At 52.4% G+C, this 25,125-nt stretch carries 15 protein-coding genes; all 15 read left to right on the top strand.

Translation table 11 applies throughout. From position 1 onward, the window contains the following. Positions 1-39: 39 nt before the first annotated feature. The 15 genes from spoIIP (at position 40) to prmA (ending at position 25,124) form a co-directional block, all read left to right on the top strand. Positions 40-1,389 (top strand): stage II sporulation protein P, encoded by a 1,350-nt coding sequence (gene spoIIP, locus ACE41H_RS04930; RefSeq protein WP_375353699.1) that lies wholly within the window; start codon positions 40-42, stop codon positions 1,387-1,389. 44 nt (positions 1,390-1,433) lie between these two features. Continuing rightward, the gene (locus tag ACE41H_RS04935) at positions 1,434-1,847 is read left to right on the top strand and encodes a hypothetical protein (RefSeq protein WP_375353700.1); all 414 of its coding nucleotides are present in this window, start codon (positions 1,434-1,436) and stop codon (positions 1,845-1,847) included. A 137-nt stretch (positions 1,848-1,984) separates the two neighbouring features. Further along, positions 1,985-3,799, top strand: coding sequence for a translation elongation factor 4 (gene lepA, locus ACE41H_RS04940; RefSeq protein ID WP_375353701.1), 1,815 nt, complete (start codon positions 1,985-1,987; stop codon positions 3,797-3,799). Positions 3,800-3,942: 143 nt separating this feature from the next. Continuing rightward, positions 3,943-5,130: a radical SAM family heme chaperone HemW gene (hemW, locus tag ACE41H_RS04945; RefSeq protein ID WP_375353702.1), complete on the top strand. Its 1,188-nt coding sequence runs from the start codon at positions 3,943-3,945 to the stop codon at positions 5,128-5,130. 70 nt (positions 5,131-5,200) lie between these two features. After that, the gene (locus ACE41H_RS04950) at positions 5,201-5,677 is read left to right on the top strand and encodes an N-acetyltransferase (protein ID WP_375353703.1); all 477 of its coding nucleotides are present in this window, start codon (positions 5,201-5,203) and stop codon (positions 5,675-5,677) included. Positions 5,678-5,880: 203 nt separating this feature from the next. Beyond that, positions 5,881-6,912 (top strand): heat-inducible transcriptional repressor HrcA, encoded by a 1,032-nt coding sequence (gene hrcA, locus ACE41H_RS04955; protein WP_375353705.1) that lies wholly within the window; start codon positions 5,881-5,883, stop codon positions 6,910-6,912. Between the two features lie 61 nt (positions 6,913-6,973). Beyond that, complete coding sequence (grpE, locus tag ACE41H_RS04960; protein ID WP_375353706.1) at positions 6,974-7,558, top strand: nucleotide exchange factor GrpE; 585 nt, start codon at positions 6,974-6,976, stop codon at positions 7,556-7,558. 103 nt (positions 7,559-7,661) lie between these two features. Continuing rightward, positions 7,662-9,497 (top strand): molecular chaperone DnaK, encoded by a 1,836-nt coding sequence (gene dnaK / locus ACE41H_RS04965; RefSeq protein ID WP_375353707.1) that lies wholly within the window; start codon positions 7,662-7,664, stop codon positions 9,495-9,497. Between the two features lie 199 nt (positions 9,498-9,696). Then, positions 9,697-10,818: a molecular chaperone DnaJ gene (dnaJ, locus tag ACE41H_RS04970; protein ID WP_375353708.1), complete on the top strand. Its 1,122-nt coding sequence runs from the start codon at positions 9,697-9,699 to the stop codon at positions 10,816-10,818. A gap of 316 nt (positions 10,819-11,134) precedes the next feature. Then, positions 11,135-15,397, top strand: a complete 4,263-nt coding sequence (locus ACE41H_RS04975) for a PA14 domain-containing protein (protein WP_375353709.1) — start codon at positions 11,135-11,137, stop codon at positions 15,395-15,397. Further along, entirely contained in the window at positions 15,397-17,190 is a 1,794-nt protein-coding gene (locus ACE41H_RS04980) for an S-layer homology domain-containing protein (protein ID WP_375353710.1), read from the top strand. The genes ACE41H_RS04975 and ACE41H_RS04980 overlap by 1 nt, the downstream gene beginning before the upstream one ends. After that, positions 17,187-22,610, top strand: coding sequence for a GH92 family glycosyl hydrolase (locus ACE41H_RS04985; RefSeq protein WP_375353712.1), 5,424 nt, complete (start codon positions 17,187-17,189; stop codon positions 22,608-22,610). The genes ACE41H_RS04980 and ACE41H_RS04985 overlap by 4 nt, the downstream gene beginning before the upstream one ends. 547 nt (positions 22,611-23,157) lie before the next feature. Further along, a complete protein-coding gene (locus tag ACE41H_RS04990) occupies positions 23,158-23,529 on the top strand; it encodes a hypothetical protein (protein ID WP_375353713.1) in 372 nt (123 codons plus the stop codon). 42 nt (positions 23,530-23,571) lie between these two features. Further along, positions 23,572-23,778, top strand: a complete 207-nt coding sequence (locus ACE41H_RS04995; RefSeq protein ID WP_375353714.1) for a YfhD family protein — start codon at positions 23,572-23,574, stop codon at positions 23,776-23,778. Between the two features lie 380 nt (positions 23,779-24,158). After that, positions 24,159-25,124: a 50S ribosomal protein L11 methyltransferase gene (gene prmA, locus ACE41H_RS05000; protein WP_375353715.1), complete on the top strand. Its 966-nt coding sequence runs from the start codon at positions 24,159-24,161 to the stop codon at positions 25,122-25,124. The last annotated feature ends 1 nt before the right edge of the window (position 25,125 follow it).

Consider the following 25,125-nt stretch of genomic DNA (forward strand, 5'->3'; position numbering starts at 1 on the left):
GCCGGGCTTCATTGAAAATGAAGGAGGACGGCTCTGGAAATGGGCAAATTTCAAATCTGGAACATAGGAAAGTGGAAAAGGGGAATGATCCGCGTGATGGCCATGGGCCATACGCTTGTCGTGCTCGTTACAGGGACAGCCTTGTTCTTTGTGGCGCTGGGCCTGGGAGGCATCGCGGAGAACCGTTTGCAATCCTCTCCCGTCTCCTCCATGAAGGGGCTTGCCGCCTCGGTCTCAAGCTCTTTCTTTGTGGACATGCTCGGCATGGAAATTCCCCATCTCAAGGAAGACAAGCGGGTCTCCGCCTTTTCGGCGCAGCAGATGACCACGCTCGCGTTCCAACTGCTGACCGGGGTAAATCCGCAGGACCCCAAAAGCCTGGTCGCGCGCGAAATACCGGGCATGGCTGCCGGCAGCCCAGTCCTGCTGCGGACAGGCTCCGGCAACCGGCTGGTCGAGGCTCCGGAGGACTACCAGCCGGATCCGGGAATTACGGGCTCCGTCGAGATTCCGCCCGCCTCCCCGGGCAAGACGGCAGACGAAGAGCCCCCGGCTTCAGAGGATGATGGAAAGGGGGACGATGCACCTGTGAAGGGCGGTGCGTCCAAAACGGATGGGAACCGCATATTAATCTATCATTCCCATCCGCGAGAGGCCTACAACTCGCTTTTGAGCAAAAGCAGCAGCAATCCCAATTCTTCCTCACCGTCCGCGAATGTGTCCAGGGTGGGGAGTTTTGTAGCCAAACGGCTTGAGAAGCAGGGGATCGGCACTCGGCACATCAACAAGGATTATGTAACGACGGTAAAGGACTATAACTGGAATTATTCTTACAAATATTCACGCCAAACTGTGAAAGAAGCCATGGCGGAAAATGAAGACCTGACCTACCTGATCGATATTCACCGCGATTCCCAGCGTCATGCCAAAACGACGGCAGTCATTAACGGTCTCAGCTACGCCAAAATTTATTTTATTATCGGCCATGACAATAAAAACTGGCGTGAAAATGAAGCCTTTGCCGCAAAAGTTCACGAGCAGCTGGAGAAGAAGTATCCCGGCGTGTCACGCGGTGTCTGGGGCAAGGACGGAGGAGGAGGCAATAATGGTGAGTATAACCAGTCTCTCTCTCCGAACAGCATATTGATAGAAATCGGCGGGATTGATAATACGGAGGAGGAGCTGAAGCGGACGTCCGAGGCCTTTGCCGATATGCTGGCGGAGGTGTATTGGGAAGACAACAAGGTAATCAAGGCGGATGCCGCGGATAAAGGAACCAAGAAAACTAAGGAAGCTAAAGAAGATAAGGAAGATAAGGAAGATAAGGAAGCTCCGAAGGTCGCGGACAGCACGGGGAAAAGCAAAGAAGAAGCCAGCCAGACCAGATAGCCTGAAGCAGTGAAAATATGAATCTGAGAAGAGGAGGCGGGGGAATGTCCCGTTTTGGAAGAAGAGCCTTGCTGTTCATCGGTCTGGTCGCAATGGGACTGCTGCTCGGCATGCAGCTTGCAAGCTCGGGGATGCGAAGCGTGTACGGGCCTTCCTGGGATCAAACGAAGCCGCAGGAGGGTGTTGAAGATCTGACACAAACCGTGGTGGAGGATACGCCGGCAGTCCCGCTTCCGTCTGCTCCTTCCATGACGGTGGTGCAGGTAGAGGGGCAGAACGGAGGCGGGTATGGGCATGTTCAGGCTCAGGCAGAGGGTCGGGCCTCCCTGCAGCAGATGCCGCACACGGGTGAGGCTTCCGTGGATGTTATGGCCGACAAAACGGCAGGCCTGCTGCAGCAGGCGTCGAAGAAGGGGATCGAGTGGGTGGTATCTCTTTTTGACGGTTTGACGAATTAATGCCACCGAGGACGAAGAAGGCTATGAAGTGGGGACAGGGCGGCTTATCCCCAACTTTTATTGCAGGGACATTGATGCGGCCCTACGCAACTGGTATAATGAAGCGATTGACACTAGGCTTTGTGTGGGGGTAAGGCATGACGGACATTTTAGCGAGACAGAATAAAATTCGCAACTTCAGCATCATTGCACATATAGACCATGGCAAATCGACGCTGGCGGACCGGATTCTGGAGTACACGGGAGCTCTCACCTCCCGCGAAATGCAGGAGCAGGTGCTTGACCAGATGGAGTTAGAACGCGAGCGGGGTATCACCATCAAGCTGCAGGCAGTCCGGCTGAAATACAAGGCGGACAACGGTGAGGAGTATATTCTGAACCTGATCGACACCCCGGGGCACGTAGACTTTACGTATGAGGTCTCCCGCAGTCTTGCCGCCTGTGAAGGGGCGCTGCTGGTCGTGGATGCCGCCCAGGGCATTGAGGCACAGACGCTGGCCAATGTGTACCTGGCGCTTGACAATGATCTTGAAATTCTGCCGGTGATCAACAAGATTGATCTTCCGAGCGCCGATCCGGAGCGGGTGAAGCAGGAGATTGAAGACGTGATCGGCCTAGACACCAGCGAAGCGGTGCTGGCTTCCGCGAAGGCGGGCATCGGCATCAAGGAAATTCTTGAACAGGTTGTCAAATCCGTGCCAGCGCCGCAGGGCAATCCGGGCAATCCTTTGAAGGCCCTGATTTTCGACTCGCATTATGACCCTTATAAAGGAGTTATCGTCTATGTGCGTGTCGTGGACGGCAAAATCAAGGCAGGCTCCAAAATTAAAATGATGGCTACCGACAAGACGTTCGAGGTCATTGAGGTGGGCGCATTCATGCCACGGATGACGATCGTGGACGAGCTGAATGTCGGGGACGTAGGCTTTATCGTCGCAGGCATCAAGCATGTTGGCGATACACGTGTCGGCGATACGGTTACGGATGCCAAAAATCCGACTTCAGAGCCGCTGCCGGGCTACCGCAAAATCAATCCGATGGTGTACTGCGGCCTGTATCCGATTGATACGTCCGACTACAATGATCTGCGAGAGGCTCTGGAGAAGCTGCAGCTGAACGACGCATCGCTCAGCTTCGAGCCGGAGACGTCCAGCGCCCTGGGCTTCGGCTTCCGCTGCGGCTTTCTCGGTCTGCTGCACATGGACGTCATTCAGGAGCGTATCGAGCGGGAATTCAACATTCCGCTGATTACGACGGCGCCGAGCGTTATTTACCGCATCAAGCTGACGGACGGCTCGTCGATCCAAATTGACAACCCGTCCAATTATCCGGAAATCGGGCGTATCGATTATGTGGAAGAGCCTTATGTAAAGGCTGGGATTATCGTACCTAACGATTATGTAGGAACGGTCATGGAGCTGTGCCAGACCAAGCGTGGCGAGTATGTGAATATGGAGTACCTGGATACGACACGGGTGACCATTACCTATGAAATTCCGCTGTCCGAGATCGTATATGATTTCTTTGACCAGCTGAAATCAAGCACCAAGGGTTATGCCTCGTTTGATTACGAGCTGTCCGGCTACCGCCAGTCCAATCTGGTGAAAATGGATATTCTGCTGAACGGCGAGCAGGTGGATGCCCTGTCCTTCATCGTTCACCGTGAGCGGGCCTATCACCGTGGACGCATCATTTGCGAGAAGCTGCGTGAACTGATTCCGCGCCAGATGTTCGAGGTGCCAATCCAGGCTTCTGTCGGAACGAAGGTTGTGGCACGCGAAACGGTTAAAGCCATGCGTAAAAACGTGCTTGCCAAGTGTTACGGCGGCGACATCTCCCGGAAGCGCAAGCTGCTGGAGAAGCAGAAAGAGGGCAAGAAGCGCATGAAGCAGGTCGGCAACGTAGAGGTTCCCCAGGAAGCCTTCATGGCCGTTCTGAAAATTGATGAATAAGCCTTTTGGCGCAAACAACGTATGATATGTACCTTATTTAAGGGAAAGCCTCGCTGGCTTTCCCTTTTCAAAATATATGGGCTGTATATCCTGAGCCGCTGCTGAAGGCCGGGCTGCCCGTTGCAAGCAAGGAGTGATTTTGCATGATCCTGTCCACTGGACACGAACAAGATTCTTCTGCACCCAAAGCGGTGTATATTCATATCCCTTTTTGTACGAACAAATGCTTTTACTGTGATTTTAATTCCTACGTCTTGAAGGACCAGCCTGTGATGGACTATTTGCAGGCGCTGGAGCGTGAAATGGAGCATACGGTCAGGCTGAAACCCCCGGGTGAAATCAAGACGATATTTGTCGGCGGGGGGACGCCGACCGTGCTGACGCCCAAAGAGATGGAATATTTCCTGAAATCGGTGCGTACCTATTTCCCTGACTGGTCGGATGATATCGAATTTTCCATGGAAGCCAATCCGGGAACGACGGATTTGGAGAAGCTGTCTGTCATGAAGGAAGGCGGGGTTAACCGCGTCAGCTTCGGTGTGCAGGCGTTCCAGAATTCGCTGCTGAGCGGCATCGGCCGCATCCATAATACGGATGACGTGTACCGCAGCCTGGAAAATGCCCGTGCGGCGGGCCTAACCAATCTGTCGATTGACCTGATGTTCGGTCTGCCGAATCAGACGGTTGACATGCTGAGCGAAAGCATCAGCAGGGCGCTGGATCTCGGACTGCCGCATTACTCGATTTACAGCCTGAAGGTTGAAGAGAATACGCTGTTCCATACGATGTACCAGAAAAATCAGCTGCCGCTCCCGCATGAAGACGATGAGCTGCAGATGTACCTGCTGCTTATGAGCCGGATGAAGCAGGCTGGGTATGTCCAATATGAGATCAGCAATTTTGCCAAGCCCGGGTATGAGAGCCGCCACAACATGACATACTGGCGAAATGAGGATTATTACGGCCTTGGTGCAGGCGCTCACGGGTATGTGGCAGGTCAGCGTCATATGAACATTAAAGGGATCAATCCCTATGTCGAAGCTGCAGGCAAAGGGCTTCCACGCCTCGACAGCTTCCCGGTTCCGGCAGCGGAAGCGATGGAGGATTTTATGATGGTGGGGCTGCGCATGGCGGAGGGGGTAACCTCCGAACGCTTCAACCGTCAATTTGGCCAGCCGCTGGATGAGGTGTTTGCCCGGCCGCTTGCCAAAATGCTGGATGCCGGACTGCTTGAGCAGACACCCGTCGGCTACCGTCTGAGCGAACGGGGAATTCTGTTCGGCAATGACGTGTTCGGCGAATTTATCGGGTCGGTGGCGGTAAATTCCTAGCTTGCAATCTCATACGCCGTGTTGTATATTTATTCATATCTTTTACAGCGTGGTGCAGGAGGAGAGCGGGATGGCTTCGGTTTGCAAAGAGGTTTTATGCAGAAATGCGGTTCCTGACGATGTGGAGCCTTTATATCAAATGATCAGCGGTTATGCCGAGCGGGGTATTATGCTTCCACGTTCCCGTGAGGTGCTGAGGCGCCAGCTCGATACGTTCATCGTAGCTGAAGTCGACGGCCAGGTGGTCGGCTGCGGATCGCTTTGCAAGCTTGGTACAGACCTTGTTGAAGTACGCTCGCTCGGAATCTCCGAAGGCTATAAAGGCATGGGGATCGGCTCAAAGCTGGTGGACGGATTGATTGAGGAAGTGAAGCGTCAGAACATTCCGAAGGTTATGGCGCTTACGTATGAGGTGTCTTTTTTTATTAAAAACGGTTTTGAGATCGTAAACAAAGAAATCTTCCCGGAGAAGGTTTGGACAGACTGCATACATTGCAGCAAGCAGCATGCATGCGATGAAATCGCCGTATTGAAACAGCTGAACTGACCTGGGAAAGCCCGAGCCAGTTCAGTTTTTGTATATGAGGTTGCCTGCGTTAGCATAGATGTAGTTCAAGGCGCTGAACCGACTTGACAATACTCAGGTCGGTTTGGTATTTTTGTATTACTGGTTAGCACTCGTCAATTGTGAGTGCTAATGATTTCTTAAAACCATCTTGATCCTGTTTGGACAACAAGGGAGGAGCTCGCATGTTAACCGAACGTCAGAGATTGATTCTGAATGCCATAATCGACGACTATATCCGTTCGGCTGAGCCTGTGGGATCCCGCAGCATATCCAAGAGAAAGGATGTCGGCTTCAGTCCGGCAACCATCCGCAATGAAATGGCGGACCTGGAGGAGCAGGGATATTTGGAGCAGCCCCATACGTCTGCAGGACGGATTCCGTCACATAAAGGATATCGTTATTATGTCGACCATCTGGTGCCGCTGACCAAGCTGGGACCGCAGGAAATGCGCGAGCTGAAGACCTTTTATGCCGAAAAGCTGAATGCCATGGAACAAGTGATTCAGCATGCATCTGGAATTCTTTCCCATATGACGAATTATACTTCCATCCTGCTGGGACCGGAAGTTTTTCATACTTCTTTGCGCCATTTTCAATTGCTCCCGCTGAATGAGCATACGGCCGTAGCCATTATTGTCACGAATACGGGGCATGTGGAGAACAAGACGGTTGAACTCCCGCCGGGCATATCGGTGTCCGATATGGAGAATGTCATTAATATGCTTAACCGCAAACTGGTGGGAGCGCCGATCTATCAACTGAAGATGCGCATGCACACTGTCCTGGGACAGGAAATGCAGCGCCATCTCTCCCAGTTCGAGGATGTGATCAAAGTGCTGGATTTGGCGTTCGAGGGCGAATCGGATCAGCGTCTCTATTTGAGCGGGACCACAAATATGTTGATTCAGCCTGAATTCAAAGATGTGGATAAGGTCAAGAATATACTTGATTTGCTGTCAGAGACACCTACCATCTTGAAGATGATGGCACCCGTGCAAGGTGCGCCTGAAGTTCAGGTCCGCATTGGTACGGAGAATGATCACGAGGCTTTTGCCAATTGCAGCCTGATTACCGCTACCTATGCGATTGACGGAGAAGCGCTCGGTACGATCGGCATTCTGGGTCCTACCCGCATGGAGTATGCGAGGGTGATCAGCATTTTGGGCATTCTTTCCAAGGATTTAACGAATATGCTGACAGAGCGTTTCAGATAAAACGGCATGATGGGGATCGCAAGCAGCGCCGTTGTCGTACTACCTTAAGGAGGTGAACATCTTGAAAGATGAACAAACGGTTCAGGAAGAAGAACAGCAGTTGAATGCTGAGGAGACCCCCGAAGTCAACGGGACTGCCCAGGATACAGGCGGGGAGCCGGTGAATGAGGCAGCCTCCGTTGAAGCCGGGGAGGAGAACAGTGAAGTGACCCGTCTTCGTGCAGAGCTTGAAGAGCAGCAGCAGCGTCTTCTGCGTGTACAGGCTGATTATGATAATTTCCGCCGCCGGACGCAGAAGGAGAAAGAAGAGCTTGCGAAATACGCTTCCATGAAGCTGGTAACCGAGCTGGTGCCGGTCGTGGACAACTTCGAACGCGCGCTGGCTACGGCTCCGCAGGGTGCGGAGGCTGAATCCTTCGCCAAGGGGGTAGGCATGATCTTCCGCCAGCTGGAAGGAGTTCTGACCGCTGAAGGAGTAACTGCGATGGAATCGGTTGGCAAACCGTTCAATCCGGAATTCCACCAGGCGATTATGCAGGTGGAAAGCGAAGAGTATGAAGAGGGTATCGTTGTTGAGGAAGTCCAGAAAGGCTATATGCTGAAGGATAAAGTGCTTCGACCGGCAATGGTTAAAGTAAGCATGTAGGTATTCACGATGTTATACCCCGGATTTTTCGACAAAATCCTTACACATAGACCATAACGGGCATCATGCCTGTGGTACAATCCGAAGGAGGAACATAACGCGTATGAGTAAAGTAATCGGTATTGACTTGGGAACAACCAACTCCTGCGTAGCAGTCATGGAAGGCGGCGAAGCGGTCGTTATCCCAAATCCGGAAGGCGCACGCACAACCCCTTCTGTTGTAGGCTTCAAAAAAGACGGAGAGCGTATTGTAGGGGAAACGGCAAAACGCCAGGCGATCACCAATCCGGATCGCACGATCATTTCCATCAAACGCCATATGGGTACTAATCACAAAGAGACGATTGACAGCAAAGATTATTCCCCGCAGGAAATTTCGGCGATGATTCTGCAAAAGCTGAAATCCGATGCGGAAGCATATCTCGGCCAGCCGGTAACACAAGCGGTTATTACCGTTCCTGCTTACTTTAATGACAGCCAGCGTCAGGCAACCAAGGATGCGGGCAAAATTGCCGGCCTTGAAGTGCTGCGTATCGTTAACGAGCCGACAGCGGCTGCTTTGGCATACGGTCTTGAGAAGTCCGAAGATCAAACCATTCTGGTATATGACCTGGGCGGTGGCACGTTCGACGTATCCATTCTCGAACTGGGGGACGGCTTCTTCGAAGTTAAAGCGACCAGCGGTGACAACAAACTGGGCGGCGACGACTTTGACCAAGTTATCATCGACTATCTCGTAAGTGAATTCAAAAAAGATCAGGGCATCGATCTGAGCAAGGATAAAGCAGCCGTACAGCGTCTTAAGGATGCTGCGGAAAAAGCAAAAAAAGAACTGTCCGGTGTACTGACGACTACCATCTCCCTTCCGTTTATCACGGTTGCGGACGGTGTGCCTCAGCATTTGGAAGTGAATCTTACCCGCGCCAAATTTGAAGAAATTTCGGCTACCCTGGTTGAACGTACGCTGGGACCTACACGTCAGGCTATGAGTGACGCCGGTCTGAGCGCCAGCGATATCGACAAAATTGTGCTGGTCGGCGGCTCTACCCGTATTCCTGCCGTACAGGAAGCGATCAAAAAGCTGACAGGCAAAGAGCCGCACAAAGGCGTGAACCCGGATGAAGTGGTAGCGCTGGGTGCTGCCGTACAGGCAGGCGTTCTGACAGGCGACGTCAAAGACGTAGTGCTGCTGGACGTAACACCTCTGTCCCTCGGCATCGAAACTGCGGGCGGTGTGTTCACGAAAATGATCGACCGCAACACGACGATTCCGACCAGCAAATCGCAGGTATTCTCGACTTACGCGGACAACCAGCCGAGCGTTGAAATTCACGTCCTGCAGGGTGAACGTGAAATGGCTGCCGGCAACAAAACGCTGGGCCGCTTCCAGTTGGGCGATATCCCGCCTGCACCGCGCGGCGTGCCACAAATCGAGGTTACTTTTGACATTGATGCCAACGGTATCGTTAATGTATCGGCAACGGACAAAGGCACAAACAAAAGCCAGAAAATCACGATCACTTCTTCCAGCGGTTTGAGTGATGAGGAAGTGGAACGCATGATGAAGGACGCCGAGCTGCATGCGGAAGAAGACAAGAAGCGCAAGGAGCTTGTGGAAGCGAAAAACAGCGCCGACCAGTTGATTTATTCCGTAGACAAAACCATCAAGGACCTTGGCGACAAAGCCGACGCTTCCGAGGTGGAGAAAGCGAACGCAGCGAAAGAGAAGCTGCAAAAAACGCTCGAATCCGACAACCTGGAAGAAATCAAAGCGGCAACGGAAGAACTGAGTGAAATTATTCAGCAGCTGTCCGTCAAGCTGTACGAGCAGGCGGCGCAAGCCCAGCAGGCACAAGGCGAGCAGGCTAAAGAAGGCGGCCGCGACAACGTAGTGGACGCAGATTACGAAGTAGTAAACGAAGACAAGAAGCAGGATTAATCACGGCATAATCCGGATTAAGGGGCCTTGTCTGGCTCGGCTCCGGTAAAGTTCGCCGTTGTATGATATACTGTTCAGAAATACGCATATAACGGGTTGTGCATCCACGTTTGGGGGGAAGGTCAAAGCCGGGGCGTCCCGTGCTTTGGCTTTCCTTGTTTTGAGATGATGACTTCGTTGAAGGCATGGGGGTGGAACATTGGCTGATAAGCGTGATTATTACGAGGTGCTGGGTGTCTCCAAAGGCGCCGGCGAGGATGAGATCAAGAAGGCATACCGCAAGCTGGCCCGTCAGTATCATCCTGACGTCAACAAGGCGGCTGATGCTGAGGCCAAATTTAAAGAAGTGAAAGAGGCCTACGATGTTCTGAGCGACTCGCAACAGCGCGCTCGTTATGACCAGTATGGGCATGTAGATCCCAACCAGGGCATGGGCGGCGGTTTTTCGGGCGATTTCGGCGGCGGCTTCGGGGATATATTCGATATGTTCTTTGGCGGCGGAGGCGGCCGGCGTGATCCGAACGCTCCGCAGCGCGGGAATGATCTGCAGTACAACATGACGATTGAATTCAAGGAAGCGGTATTCGGCAAAGAGTCGGATATTACCATTCCGCGCACGGAAAGCTGTGATACATGTCACGGATCGGGCGCGAAGCCGGGCACACATCCGGAAACGTGTTCGGTCTGCCGGGGGACCGGGCAGGAAGAAATCGTACAGAATACGCCATTTGGCCGTATGGTGAACCGGCGTGCCTGCTCCAACTGCGGCGGAGCGGGTAAAATTGTCAAGGATAAATGTACGACCTGCAGCGGAACAGGCAGAGTCCGCAAGCAGCGCCAAATTCATGTGCGGATTCCCGCCGGTGTGGATGACGGCGCACAGCTGCGTATGAGCGGGGAAGGCGAAGGAGGAGTGCGCGGAGGCCCTGCAGGCGATCTGTATATTGTCATTCGCGTGAAGCCGCATGACTTCTTCGAGCGTGAAGACGACGATATCTACTGCGAAGTGCCGCTGACATTTGCGCAGGCCGCGCTCGGGGACGAGATCGAAATTCCGACGCTGACCGAAAAGGTGAAGCTGAAGATCCCGGCCGGTACCCAGACGGGCACTTACTTCCGCCTTAAGGGCAAGGGTGTGCCTCGTCTGCGCGGTATCGGGCAGGGCGACCAGCACATCAAGGTGGTGATCGTGACACCGAGCAAGCTGAGCGAGGAGCAGAAAAATCTGTTGCGTGAATTTGCGTCCTTGAGCGGTGAACAGAACCATGAGAACGAGCAATCATTTTTCGACCGTATGAAACGGGCGTTTCGCGGAGAATAAAATGTGAAATATTGCAACAGCAGGCAGGAGAAGGCTCCTGGCCTGCTGTTTTTTTGCGCTTTATTTTAACCCCCCTCTTCCTCTATTTCCCTTTTCTTAACATACGTAATCTGTGTGTCAACACAGATGCTTCCACCTAATGCCGATAAATGTATTTTGTAAATGAAAAATCGCCGTTTATTAAAGAAACTTTACATTCAGAAAATCTTTCCAGTGACTTCATTTGATTATACCTATATAACATTTATCCTTGAACCTACACATAAAAGACAGCAGATGACATCTGCCACAAACAAGAAGGAGGAAGAAGAAGGAAATGGGGTTAAGCGAAATGAAAACGATGACAAGGCGTGTACTTGTGGCCATGATCTGCTTGATTATGGTGGCCTCCACCAGCCTTCCGCAGCTTATGCCGCATGCGGCGGCTGCGGAAGAATCCAACGTATTTTTACGTTCGGGTGTAAGTGCTACGGCCAGCGGAAATGCTGCAGCAGATTCGCCCAACCAGGCGATTGACGGTGCAGCGGGCAGCAAATGGTCATATGAAACGGGGACAACCCCTCCATCTGCAGATAACCCCTACTGGCTGAAGGTTGATGCTGGTGCAACGGCGATAGTCAGCCGGTTTGAAATAAAGCATGCCGGCGCAGGCGGCGGGCAGGAGGAATACAACACCAGCGATTATACGATTGAAGTCAGTAACGATGACGTAAACTGGGAGCCGGTCGTTACGGTTACAGGCAATGTGTACGGTGAGACCGTGCATCCTTTATCCGAGCCAGTGTCGGCCAGATACTTCAAGCTGAACATCACCGCTCCTGCCAGCGGTTCGGTTGACGACGATCAGGCGAACATTTATGAATTCGAAGCCTTTGGTTACATGGAAGAAGCTGCCGCCATTCCGGTGACAGGCATTAGTCTGAACATGTCTGCCTTGCAGCTTATGGCGGGTGAAAAAGAACAGCTGTCAGTGTCGGTTACGCCACAGGATGCCGCTGTGTCTACCTATTCCTGGTCTTCCAGCGATATGAATGTGGCCAGCGTTGACAACACCGGGCTGGTGACTGCTGTAAGTGCGGGAACCGCTGAAATCACCGTGAGGACGGAAGACGGTAGCTATCAGGCTTCGGCAACAGTCACTGTAGGATGGATTCTCCCGGGTCTGGCAGGATCAACGCTGATTGCGAAGGATAGCCAGTGGGCTTATCTGGATAAGGGCTCCGATCAAGGGACGGCATGGCGTGCGGCTGATTTTGATGACAGCATCTGGGCAAAGGGTGCGGCTCCGCTGGGATATGCAAGCAGCGGCAAAGATCAGAATTTAAATACAAAGATCAAATATGGCGATGATTCCGGCAACAAACATATCACCACTTATTACCGCCAGAAATTCCAGGTTGCCGATGTCTCGGCAATTAAACAGCTGACAGGTACGCTCATCCGGGATGACGGAGCGATCATCTATTTGAACGGCCAGGAAGTGTACAGAACCAACATGCCTGAAGGGACAGTTACATACAGCACCCTTGCATCCAGCGCAGTCGGCGACGAGCGGGACGAGGTCCCTTTTACGATTGATCCGGCTCTGCTTGTGGACGGTACGAATGTGATCACCGCCGAAGTGCATCAAAATGCGGGCAGCAGCTCGGACACCTTCTTTTCGCTGGGGCTGAGCGCTTCCGATGAAGAAGTGGTGCAGCCTGCCCATGATCAGGGATTGCTGGCTGAATATTATACCAACAGCGGGGGCGATTTTGCCTTTGGCCCTTATAAAGCGACCCGCATCGATTCGCAAATCAACTTTAAAGACCTTGAAGGGACAATGAGCACCTGGGCCGGACGAAACGACAATGTGAATATCCGCTGGACAGGCCAAATCGTTCCGGAATCTTCCGAGCCATACACCTTCTCCATGATCGGAGACAACGGCTTCCGTTTGTACATTGATGGACAGCTGGCCATTGAGCATTGGAAAAACGATTGGGATGTCGAATATTCAAGCAACCCGATTACGCTTGAGGCTGGCCGGAAATATGATATTAAAATTGAATATTTTGAAGACTACGGCGGCTCGAATCTGTACTTAAGCTGGGCAAGCCCGAGCGTGCCCAAGGAGATTGTGCCTGCAAAAGCGTTTTATCTGCCTGCAGACTATAACGGTCCGGTATCCGCTGAAATTGCTCAAGACGGCAAGCATGTTGAGCTGGCGTTTATGAACGAGCTGGACGCTGTGACGGACACGCTTGCGGAGCATTTGAGAGTTACAGTCGGCGAAGGAACAAGAACAGTGAAAGCAGCAGAGCTGTCCACAGGGAACGCTTCTGTCCTGAAGCTGGAGTTAAGCACGCCGGTTCTCTCCAATCAGCTTGTGAATGTTAAATATGACGGCAGCGGAGGATTGACGGCAGCCGGACAAGGCAGCATCGGGGCTTTTACTTTCAGTCCGCTGAACAAGTCCGAGTATATGGACTATTCACCGATTTCGATTGCGATGTCGTTCTATGGAAGTCCGAAAACGAACCGCTCATTTGCTTGGTACACGAAGTATGACAAACCAGAGAATGCGCCCGCTAATGCTAAAGACAGCATCGTTGAGGTTGTGCCGGCCGAGGGAGAGTTTGATTCACCGGACGTTAAACGTTTTGCAGGCGAACCGGAAGATACCAAAGTATTGGACCTTAAAATTACCAATTCGACGAGAGGCTCTTTCATCAGCCACAAGGTGCTTGTCACCGGTCTGACCCCCGGAACCGCATATAAGTACCGGGTGGGCAGCGATGACAACTGGAGCGATGCGGGAAGCTTCACGACGGAAGCTGAAAATGAGCAAGCGTATGAATTTTTATATATGACGGACTCCCAAGGAGCCAATACGAAAGACTATGAGGTGTGGGCAGACACGCTTGGACAGGGTCTGAACAGATATCCGGAGTCCAAATTCCTCGTCATGACCGGGGATATGGTGGATGCCGGGGCGCTGGAATATCAATGGCTTGATTATTTTGGAAAACCGCAGGACAAGCTGCTCAATTTGCCTTTGATGGCTGCGGTGGGCAACCATGAAGGGCCATACAATGATAACTATTACTATCACTTCTATTATCCTAACGATTCGATAGACGATCCTTTGCCGCCGGGAAGCGTGTATTCCTATGACTATGGCGATGCCCATTTCATGGTGCTGAACACCATGGATATGGGCTGGGACAGCCGTCAGCGTGCAGCGTTCCAGCAGCAAATCGAATGGCTGAAGCGCGAGGTTGCCCAGACGGATAAAAAATGGAAGGTCGTCGCTTTCCACAAAGCGATTTATTCGGTCGGCGGACATTCGGATGAGGCTGAAATCTATGAATTGCGAGATATGCTGGTTCCGGTCTTTGATGAGCTTGGCATTGATGTCGTTTTGCAGGGTCATGATCATACTTATATGAGATCCTATCAAATGTATGGCGACAAGGCGATTACAGAGATCAAGAAGGATGCGAGCGGCAATCCGGTCAACCCGGACGGAACGATGTATATCGTCAATAACTCTGCAGGCACGAAGTACTATGATGTGAATCAAGGCTTGAACAAGTATTATGCGGCTGCATTCGAGCAACCGCGCAAGCCGGTATATACGGGCATCAAGATGACGGAGAACAGCTTCAAGCTTGAATCCTACCGGTCTGGAGAAGAGCAGCCGTTCGATACCTACACGATCGTGAGAAATGACAGCAAGCCCGAGACTGTTCAGGAATTAACGGCAAGTAAAACGGGCGATGGAAAAACGATTCTTACGTGGAAAAAGCCGAAGAACGGCAGCGCGGAGGATGCGGTCAGAGGTTTTAGAATTTACGAAGCGGGCGGCAAATTAGGCCGCAACTGGAGCATCTATGTGCCTGCGGTTGAGGGGCAGAACAGCTATCAATATGCTGTAGAAACCAAAGATTCAGGGCAGGACTATGTATTTGCGGTTACGGCGGTGGATAAGCGGGATAATTCCCTGGCCAGCACAGTAAGTACAGCCGGAAACGTACCGGCAGCCCCTACTCTTCCTGTCGTGGACGATGGATATAACACATTTGGCTGGACGAATGTGCCCGGATATTCCGAACCGTCAAATTACGAGTACAGTGTGGATGGCGGCACTACCTGGAAGGATGTTACGGCAAATCCGCAGCCTGTCGGGGATAGTGATTATGCTGCGGGAGCGGTTATGGTGCGGGTGAAAGCCGATGAAGCCAACGGAATGGCTGCCGGCCTGGCGCTCGTCTCAGACAAGCCGTTTTCAGCCAACAGCATTCATCGTACGTACTCGGTAACTGGCGCATTAACACGGGAAAAAGGAATGAAGGTCGAAATCGAGGTTGAAAAGCTGGCCGAATACAGCGGAGACGCCTACGTAGTCTTTGAGTTGTTGAACGGAGATACGCCTCTGCTCATCAATGCGATTCCTGTCAAACAAAGCAAGCTGCCAGTCTCGCAGTACTTCAATGTAAGCGGGGCGGATTACAGGGTGAAGGTATTCGTATTTGATGAATTCGACAGTGACCTTGACATCCCGGTACACCTGGCGGAACCGGTGGAGTTCCGGTAATGGATGAAAGAAAGAGAGGACAACATACGGTGAAGAAATTGTTAACAGTTGGTCTGGTCATGTCATGTCTGCTTTCACCGGCTTCTGGTTATGCGGCCGAGGCGGACAGCGCTCCGCCGGCAGGAGGTGTAGGAGCTGCAGACAATACCGCGGCTGCCTTCGCGCTGGAGCTGAGTGCGAATGAAGTGCGGCGCGGCGGTGCAATTGCGATATCCGGAACGGTTCCGGGGGGAAGCGATGATGTTGTGCTTAAAATCATAAGTCCAAATCAGACGGTGTTTTATGTTGATGTCATATCTGCCACCGGAGGCAGATATGGCGTGAACGTAGCGATTCCGACGAGCGAGGAGCTTGCTCCCTTCGGCACCTATACGGTGGTTGCCGGTAGCGGCGGAGTTCAGGCAAGCAAGACATTTTCAGTTGCCGGGGCTGGAAATAATCCTGGGAATGGCGGCGAAAATCCGGGGAATGGCGGTAATGATCCGGATAACGGCGGCGGTAACCCCGGCAACGGCGGCAATGATCCAGACAATGGCGGCGGCTCTGGTGGCGGATCAGGCTCCGGCGGCGGTGGCGGCACGGTTACCATCCCGCCAAAACAAACGGGCATTCCGGCCGGCGCAGGTCAAGCAGCCGGAGCGGTTATTCAACCGGAGAAGGGGCAGAACGGAAGTTATATTGTAGGCAGCGGAACATTGACGGAGGCAGCGGGTCAAGCGAAGGATGCCGTGACCATTCAGCTTCCGGCGGCGGCAGGTGAATCCGGCACGCCATTGGAATTCCCCGCAGGCTCCTTGAAGGATCTTCAGAGCAAGCAGCTGGATTTGATCATTACGTCCGGAAATCATACGGTCCGCTTCCCGGCCGGCTCCATTGGTGCATCTGCGGCGAAGGAGCAATCCATCCTGCGTATTGTGCTGAATACAGCCATGACAGAGGAAGCCGGTAAGGTGATTGAACAGACGCTGCAAGCGAACACGGATTACACACAGACCGGCATTGTGCTTTCTGTAGTTATCCAGCTCGTAACAGACGGCCAGGCAGTGGAAATTCATGAGCTGGACAAGCCTGCCGCGGTAACGATCCGGTTAACGGCAGAGCAGGCAGCCAAGCTTGGCGCGGCTCTGGCGGGCGTGTACTATGTGGACGGCAAGCAACTGGAGTATATCGGCGGCAAGCTTAACGGAGATCTGTTTACTTTCACGGTCAAGCATTTCTCGTATTATACGGTACTTGAATATAACAAAAAATTTGTTGATTTGGCAGGACACTGGGCGGAGCAGGCGGTAATGCAGCTTGCGGCCAAACATATCGTCAATGGTGTGGACGAACGGCATTATGAGCCGAACCGTGCCATTACGCGGGCCGAGTTCGTGACCTTGATCATGCGGTCGATTGAATTGACAGGCAAGGCATCCGGCAATGCCGAAAAAAATCCGTTCACGGATGTGGCCGCAGGACAGTATTATACCGGGCCAATCGCGGCTGCGGCAGAGCTTGGCATCGTAACAGGCTATGGCGGCAAATTCCGTCCTGCGGACCGGATTACGCGTGAAGAAGCGGTAGTTTCGCTTGTGCGGGCGGCGAAATATTTCAGCCTTGCAGGGAAGCAGCAGGGTGGGCCCTCCTTTGCCGATGCAGGCAAGATTTCTTCCTGGGCAACCGCGGCTGTGAAGGAAGCCTGGTCAACAGGATTGATCGAGGGAGACGGAAAGGCCTTTAAGCCGAAAAATTCGGTAACCCGGGCTGAAGTCGCCATGATGATCCAGCGGTTGCTGGCGGACAGTTTATGATAAAAGGGAAGCGGGGGAACCGGCACGCCATGGTGAAAAGGTTGGTAGCAAGAATAATGGCAGCATTGTTCGTATTGATGATGCTGGAATCCGTAACGGTGAATTTGATTTGGGCGGCATCTGCCGCCCCCTCTGCGGAGGGGAAGAACACCCGCAACGTCGCCTTGAACGCAAAGGTGACAGCTTCGGGACAATGCAATAGCAATGAGGGCGGCAAAAATGCCGTCGATGGCGACGCCACCACAAAATGGTGCGAAAACTCCAGCGGTGCAGGCAAATGGCTGAAACTGGATTTGGGCAAGGTGTATACGATTAACGAATGGGTTGTATACAATGCAGCCTTCAGTGAATCCGGCAACGTTCCTTTCTGGAATACGAAGGATTTCCGCCTGCAAAAAAGTGTGGACGGCAAGAAGTGGGAAACTGTCGATGCCGTAAGAAACAATGTGCAAACCGTTGTCGACCGCTATGTACCGGCATTTTCCAGCCGTTATGTCAGATTTTATGTGGAGCGCGGGGCACATGACAATAATACGGCGCGGCTGTATGAGCTCGAATTATACGGAGTGGACGAAGGGCAGGAACCTGATGATCCCGCGACCAACAAGCTGCCGGTGGATTATGTAGATCCGTTCATCAACACACTCGGCGACAACGGGCAGACGAATCCTGGACCTTCCACGCCGTTCGGTCTCGTTTCGCTGGGGCCTGACGGGGATGGCGGAGCTTTCAGCGGTTATTATTATCAGGATAAAAACTTAAAAGGCTTCTCACATCTGCGTTTCAGCGGCGTTGGCTGCAGCGGCGGGGGCGGCAATATTTTGATGATGCCGGAAACCCGTACCTTTACGAATAACAGCGGTGAATACAAGCAGAAATACGATAAAAACAGCGAACAGGCCTCTCCTGGTTACTATGGTGTGGAACTGACTTCCGGAGTCCATGCCGAGCTTACGACCTCGGACAATGTCGGTTTCCACCGCTACACGTTCCCGGCCAATGAGGCGGACGGCTCTGTGCTCGTTGATCTTTCCAACTCCTATGCGGGCATGCTTGACGCCAATCTGACCGTGGAAAACAATAACGAAATTTCGGGCATGATCCAGTCCAAAAACGTGTGCGGATACGGCAATTACAAGCTGTACTATTCCATTCAGTTTGACCATGATTTTGCATCATACACCTCGTGGAAAGGCACCGATAATGGAGCTGTACCTCAGCGCAGCGGCTCCAACACTGGAGTTTGGCTGGACTTCGATACACAGAACAATAAAGTGATTCAAGCCAAGGTTGGCATTTCACCAATCAGTGTGGAGCAGGCGAAGTCTGAGCGCGACCACGATATTGCGGACTGGGATTTTGATGCACAGCACCAGAAAGCGCGCGGAATGTGGAGCGACGTGCTTAACAAGATCGAAATTACGGATAACGATGAAAAGGAAAAGACTATTTTCTATACACAGCTTTATCATATGTTCCTGCATCCGAAAAACGTAACCAGCTCGAACGGCGAGTTCCGGGCGGGCAGGGATGAAAATACGATCCGCAATACGTCGGAGTTTGGCGACGGTTTTGAATACTACAGCGGCTGGTCGACCTGGGATGATTTCCGGAAGTACCCGCTGTACTCCATCTTAGAGCCGAAGAAATACGAGAACATGGTAAAATCGCTCGTTGATCTTTATAAAACGAGAGGCTCTTACACTCAATATGGCGACGGCTATTGGCCAAGCCCGACGGTAAGAAATGAGTTTAACGGTGCCGTCATTCTGGATGCTTATTCCAAAGGCTTTACAGATTTTGATGCGTATACGGCGCTGGAAGGCATGGCTGTGGATACCGATCATTATGTGTACAGTGACAATGATGTTTCCGGCAAGCTGGAAAGAGCCTACAGCGCATATTTTCCCATGAAGCTTGCGGAAATGCTCGGCGACAAGGACACCTATGCGAAATACAGGGACATTGCCTTGTCCTATAAAAAGCTGTGGAATCCGGATCAGGTGGACGAGAAGGGCGAAAAACGCGGTTTCTTCACGCCAAATGCCCGCAATGTGTCAGCCTCGGAAATTACGCAGGTTGATAAATATGCTTATCAAGGCAACCTGTGGCAGTACCGCTTTTTCGTATTGCAGGATATTGCCGGATTGGCCGATCTGATGGGCGGCATCCGTGAAATGGCGGGCGAACTGCTGCATTTCTTCGAAATTAACGAATATATGGCAGTCAATGAAACCGCCCCACTCGATGCTCCTTACCTGTTTAACTATTTGCGCATGCCTTATTTGACGCAATATTATGCAAGGGAGTATACAACAGAGGTTGTCACGCAGAACTACCATAACCACGGCCGCTATGCGTTTCCGATCAAGTCGCGGGTTTACCGCGATGATCCGGAAGGGTATTTGCCGACGATGGATGACGACGCCGGTGCGATGGCTTCCTGGTACGTGTACAGCGCCATGGGCATCTATCCGGGGAATCCGGGTGAAGCGATGTTCCTGATCGGCTCGCCGATCTTCTCGGAAGTGAAGCTGCATTTGGACAACGGCAATACCTTTACGATTAAAGCAAATAATGTTTCGAGCGACAACCGCTTTATCCAGAGCGCCGAACTGAACGGCGCGAACTTCGATCAAGCCTGGATTCGCTATGGGGATATCATGCAGGGCGGTACCCTCGAATTTTCCATGGGCTCCGTGCCGAATACGTCCTGGGGTGCTTCCAAGGCAGCGATGCCGCCGGCAACGGATTACTCGACAGAGGTCGATAACAACCTGATCCGTCAGGATCTGATTGCGGAAAAATCGGAATGGAAGTATTTGGACAAAGGCAAATATGCCGGCGAAGGCTGGACAACCCTGAATTTTGACGACAGCTCCTGGGCTGCGGGACGGGCCGTGCTCGGATATGACAACAAAGGGTTTGCGAATACGGTAGTCAGCTATGGCCCGGACGGGAATAACAAATATCCAACCACCTATTTCCGGAAAACGTTTGAGGTAAACGATCTGCAGGATATCACGAAATTGGAAGCCAGCCTGATCCGTGATGACGGAGCGGTTGTGTACCTGAACGGCCGTGAAATCATCCGCACCAATATGCCACAAGGAAATGTGGACTATGGCACCTATGCGAATGCAACGGTAGGTGATGAGCGGAATATGAACAGCTATGTCATTGATCCGTCTTACTTGGTTGAAGGCACCAACGTGCTTACAGCGGAGGTTCATCAGGTCAATGCCACAAGCTCGGATATCGCCTTCGAATTTAGTCTGGCAGCTGTCAAGCAGATGACAAAACCTGCCGCTCCGACCCATCCGGTCGTGGACGATGCGGCCAATACATTCGGCTGGATGAGTGTACCAGGCTATGACCAGCCAGCGGATTATGAATTCAGCACAGATGGAGGAGCGCATTGGCAAACTGCCACCTCCAATCCGCAAATCGTTGGTCCGGCGGAATATGAGGCAGGAGAGATTCAGGTAAGAGTCAAGAAGGACGAAAGCCAGGGCCGTACGACCGGCGAGGCGTTGAAATCGGACAAGGCTTATACGTCAGACATTTTGTGGGACGTCTTCGATCTGGAGGCGGACGTGAACCGTAAAGGCAATATGAAAGTAGATGTCAGCGGCACGTTGAAAGGTCAATATGTCGATTCGGCGGTAGCTGTGTTCCAGCTGATGAACGGCAGCGAGCAGGCTTGGGTATCCAACGCCGTGCCTGTCGAGACCGGAAGCTTCGATCTTTCACAGACTTTTAACGTCAATGCAAGCAATTATCAGTTGAATATTTATCTGGTGGATGAGTACAACGGCAACGTGTATGATTCGCTGTGGCTGGCCGATCCGCTCGTATCCCAGGCCGAGCCGGTGCCAGCTCCAACTCCTGATCCGGAACCGGAGCCAGATCCAGGGACACCAGGGGATGAGGAAATTGAGCCTCTTCCGCTTCCGGTGAAGGAAGAAGAACCTCCAATCGTCGAAATACCGGAGGACGGGGAGCAGCCAGGCAGCGGCGGCGTGTTTGAGTTCGAAGACCGCAGCGCATGGACTTCGGCGGTGAACACCTTTAACAACAATCCGCTGAAAACGGAATCCGGCAATGGCGGAACGGTGGTCGCCAATACCTTTACCGGCGCATGGCTCGGCTTTGAGGATGCTGATTTCGGCACTGAAGGAGTAAACCATATTGCTGTTGAGTATGATGCTCCTGCATCAAGAACGCCTGCAGACAGTGTTCTTGAAGTGAGATTGGGCGGAGTTGACGGCGAGCTTATTGGTACGGTCCAACTGCCGAACACCGGCAGCGGCTGGGGGACGTACAAGACAGCCGAGGCGAACCTGAACAAAACCTTAACCGGGACACAGGATGTGTATCTGGTTATGAAAGGCAGCACGGACAGCACCCGTCTGTACATGGGCAACTTTGACCGTTTTACATTGGATTATGTCAAAATCAGAAACGATTATACCCGTCTTGAGCTGGAAAAGTATGATCAATGGTCCACGAGTGCGAATCCCGCTAATAATGGGCCGCTGAAAACGGAAGCCGGCAAGAGCGGACAGCAGGTTGCAAATACTTTTGACGGAGCGTGGCTGGCCTATCTGAATATGGATTTTGGCAACACGGGAGTGAATCAGTTTTCGATTGAGTATGCTGGCAACACCGGCAATACTGCCGCCGACGCGGCGGTTGAGATTCGTCTCGGCGGTGTAGACGGCACCTTGGTCGGTAAAGTTGCCACTCCGCCAACCGCCAGCAGCTGGGGAACCTACGCTACGGTGACAGGCAGCCTTACACAGACCCTTACCGGAGTGCAGGATGTCTATCTCGTATTTAAGGGCACAACCGATTCGACGTACAAATACATTGGAAACTTTGATAACGCGAGCTTCTCCGCAGGCACAGCGCCTGAACAACCGCAAGAGCCGGAACAGCCTGAACAGCCTGAACAGCCTGAACAGCCGGAAGCGGATGTGACCGTACAGTTTGAAAATCGCAGCGCATGGACTTCGGCGGTCAACACGTTTAATAACAAACCGCTGAAAACGGAAAGCAACAATGGCGGCACGGTTGTGGGCAATACGTTTAATGGCGCATGGCTGACCTTTAACGATGTCGACTTTGGCACCAAGGGGAAAAATGATGTGGAGATCGTGTATGACGCGCCTTCGCAAAAAGCTCCGGCCGACGTGACAGCAGAAATCCGCCTGAACGATGAGAACGGCGAGCTTGTCGGTACGGTCAATCTGCCGAATACCGGCAGCGGCTGGGGAACATACAAGGCCACCAGCGCCAAGCTGGACCGGACGCTCAGCGGTGCGCAAACAGTTTGTGTCGTCTTCAAAGGTTCGACCACCTCAGGCCTGAGGTATGTCGGCAACCTGGACAGCATGACTTTCTCCGCGGCTGAATAAGTGGCGGGTCATATAATGATTTATCAAGGGACGTCCCAGTGGGTTTTATTAACCTGGGGCGTCCTTTTTTTGTTGTTGAGAGCTTACGGGCACGGATCTTGAGTAGCTGCGGCCCCTATTGGTGCAACATGTCCCTTTTAATCTTAGTTGAAAGGACCCTATTGTCCTTATTTAGATGAAACCGGGTGTTTTTAAAGGCTGGCCGGACTCAGGAGGCTTTATTAAAGCCGTGAGGGGGTGCCGCAGCAGAAAAATTGCCAAATAAGTGCATACAGGTCCGCTTAATGGTCAAAATCACTCGGAAATTGAAGAATAAGGGCGCTGGAGTCCGTCCATCGGTCTGTCCAAATAAATTCTAATTTTTTGCGTATGCTACACATTGGCGGGGGCGGATTTTTTTGACGATTTCAGACAGTATAAATTTTGGAGCTTCGGCATCCTGAGATCGCAAGAAAAATCTTCGCTAAACGCGGTCTGGCTTTTTTGAAAGTGCGTCGATTGACGTTTTTCTACGGGGCCTGCAAAACTGAGGAATGAGGGATGGCATGTGGGTGAGAAGAACATTTTAGCCTATTTTAAAAGTCCGGAGGAGGCGCAGGCTGCGGCAAAAAAGCTGGAGGCCCTGCGAGTGGTTGACATGTCTATCGATCGTTTCAGTAGATATCCGGGGGCCGATCCTGCGAATGATCTGCCAACCCTGGCGGGAAATTTCGGCAGTCTCTCCTCGCTGGTGCATGGCGGAGATTTTACGAACAGCTCCTCCGGTATCCTGGCAGCGGCCGACCCTTCAGCCAGCGGCATGAGCGACGGCGGACAAGGTGGACCGACAGGCAGGGATATCCTGCTGACAGCGGTCGTGGATGAGTCGGTTCATCATCAGGCGCTTTCTATAGTAGAACAGACCGGCGGCATGATATAACACACCATTCAAGCAGTAACGCATGGAAAGGAGATAAGTGTAATGCCAACGAACAAACGGTATGATAAAGTGTTTACGAAAACGGAGAAAATGAAGATTATGAGTTCAGCCAAAAATGAGGACGTGGAATTTTCGGCTGAACGGGCTGATCACGATGACGTGGAGGCGCTGCGCCGCAGCGAGGCCGCCGACCACCGCCAGGAGCGTGTGTTGACGGACCCGGTCAAGAACAAGGAGACAAAGCTTTGACATGAGATAGCTTTTCCGTTTCTTTTATTGATTAAAAAGGTCGAGAACAGCGGAGCTGCAGCTGTTCTCGACCTTTTGCCTGCCCAGGAATCGCAGAAGTTCCTTTTGACCGCGATTTCTTCTGATAGTAGGTGTGCGTACGCACGCAGCAGCGGAGAGGACGAAGCAATTCCGGAAAAGCGGAGCGGTCGCCTTTGGCCCGAAGGGTCAACAGCGATTGTAGGAATGCTTCGTTCTCGGAGCGTCTTCGGAGCGTCTCACACCATCAAAAGGTAGCACCAATGAGTCAATGAAACCTATGCGATTCCCTCTTTTGAACTCGTATACGCATGTATAGTACAATAAGCTCTATGTATGCAGACGAGGAGGAAGAAAGATAGATGTTATGGCATGAGCTTACAATTCATACTACGGAGGAAGCGGTAGAGATGATCTCCAACTTCCTGCACGAAGCCGGGGCAGGCGGTGTGTCCATCGAAGAGTCCGGAACCTTGAACAAGGAGCGGGATACATCCTATGGCCAATGGTATGAACGGCCCTTGAACGACATCCCCGAAGGCCGGGCGGTTATTAAGGGATATTTTAACGAGGAGACGGACCTCAACGAAATTCAGCGGGAGCTTGAGCCCCGGATCGAGCAGTTGAGAACGTTCGACATTGATCCAGGGAGCTACAGCTTTGAGCAGCGCACGGTCGACGAGGATGAATGGGCCGACGCCTGGAAGCAATATTTCAAGCCGCAGCGTGTATCAGAGCGTCTGACCATCAAGCCGACCTGGGAGGATTACGAGCCGGTGAGCGCAGCGGAGCAGATCATTGAGCTTGATCCGGGCATGGCGTTCGGGACGGGAACACATCCAACCACTTCCTTGTGCCTGCGAACACTTGAATCGGTCATCAAAGGCGGCGAGGAGGTCATTGACGTCGGCACGGGCTCGGGCATTCTGGCCATTGGCGCCGTCAAGCTGGGCGCGAAGCATGTGCTTGCACTTGACCTCGATCCGGTGGCTGTATCCAGCGCGCAGGCCAATACGAGCCTGAACGGGCTGGAGCAGCAAATTACAGTAAAGGAAAGCGATCTGCTATCCGTGCTGGACGGCAATGACCCTTCCCTCGGCGTGAAGCTGCCCGTTAAAATTGTAGTAGCCAATATTCTGGCCGAAATCATTCTGTTGTTCATTGAGGATGTGTACAATGCACTGGAGCCAGGCGGCATTTATATCGCATCAGGCATTTGGAAGAACAAGGAGCAGGTTGTGGAAGAAGCGCTGACGGCTGCAGGCTTCACCATTGAGGACAAACATCGTGATGAAGACTGGATCGCGTTTGTAGCGAGGAAGGGCTGAC

The organism is Paenibacillus enshidis (assembly GCF_042136365.1).
In the GTDB taxonomy this organism is placed as follows: domain Bacteria; phylum Bacillota; class Bacilli; order Paenibacillales; family Paenibacillaceae; genus Paenibacillus; species Paenibacillus enshidis.

Coding starts and splice junctions, on each gene's coding strand:
- dnaK (WP_375353707.1), top strand. CDS start 7,662: ATGAGTAAAGTAATCGGTATTGACTTGGGAACAACCAACTCCTGCGTA.
- ACE41H_RS04995 (WP_375353714.1), top strand. CDS start 23,572: ATGCCAACGAACAAACGGTATGATAAAGTGTTTACGAAAACGGAGAAA.
- prmA (WP_375353715.1), top strand. CDS start 24,159: ATGTTATGGCATGAGCTTACAATTCATACTACGGAGGAAGCGGTAGAG.
- ACE41H_RS04935 (WP_375353700.1), top strand. CDS start 1,434: ATGTCCCGTTTTGGAAGAAGAGCCTTGCTGTTCATCGGTCTGGTCGCA.
- ACE41H_RS04980 (WP_375353710.1), top strand. CDS start 15,397: ATGGATGAAAGAAAGAGAGGACAACATACGGTGAAGAAATTGTTAACA.
- hemW (WP_375353702.1), top strand. CDS start 3,943: ATGATCCTGTCCACTGGACACGAACAAGATTCTTCTGCACCCAAAGCG.
- ACE41H_RS04985 (WP_375353712.1), top strand. CDS start 17,187: ATGATAAAAGGGAAGCGGGGGAACCGGCACGCCATGGTGAAAAGGTTG.
- lepA (WP_375353701.1), top strand. CDS start 1,985: ATGACGGACATTTTAGCGAGACAGAATAAAATTCGCAACTTCAGCATC.
- spoIIP (WP_375353699.1), top strand. CDS start 40: ATGGGCAAATTTCAAATCTGGAACATAGGAAAGTGGAAAAGGGGAATG.
- ACE41H_RS04975 (WP_375353709.1), top strand. CDS start 11,135: ATGGGGTTAAGCGAAATGAAAACGATGACAAGGCGTGTACTTGTGGCC.
- ACE41H_RS04950 (WP_375353703.1), top strand. CDS start 5,201: ATGGCTTCGGTTTGCAAAGAGGTTTTATGCAGAAATGCGGTTCCTGAC.
- hrcA (WP_375353705.1), top strand. CDS start 5,881: ATGTTAACCGAACGTCAGAGATTGATTCTGAATGCCATAATCGACGAC.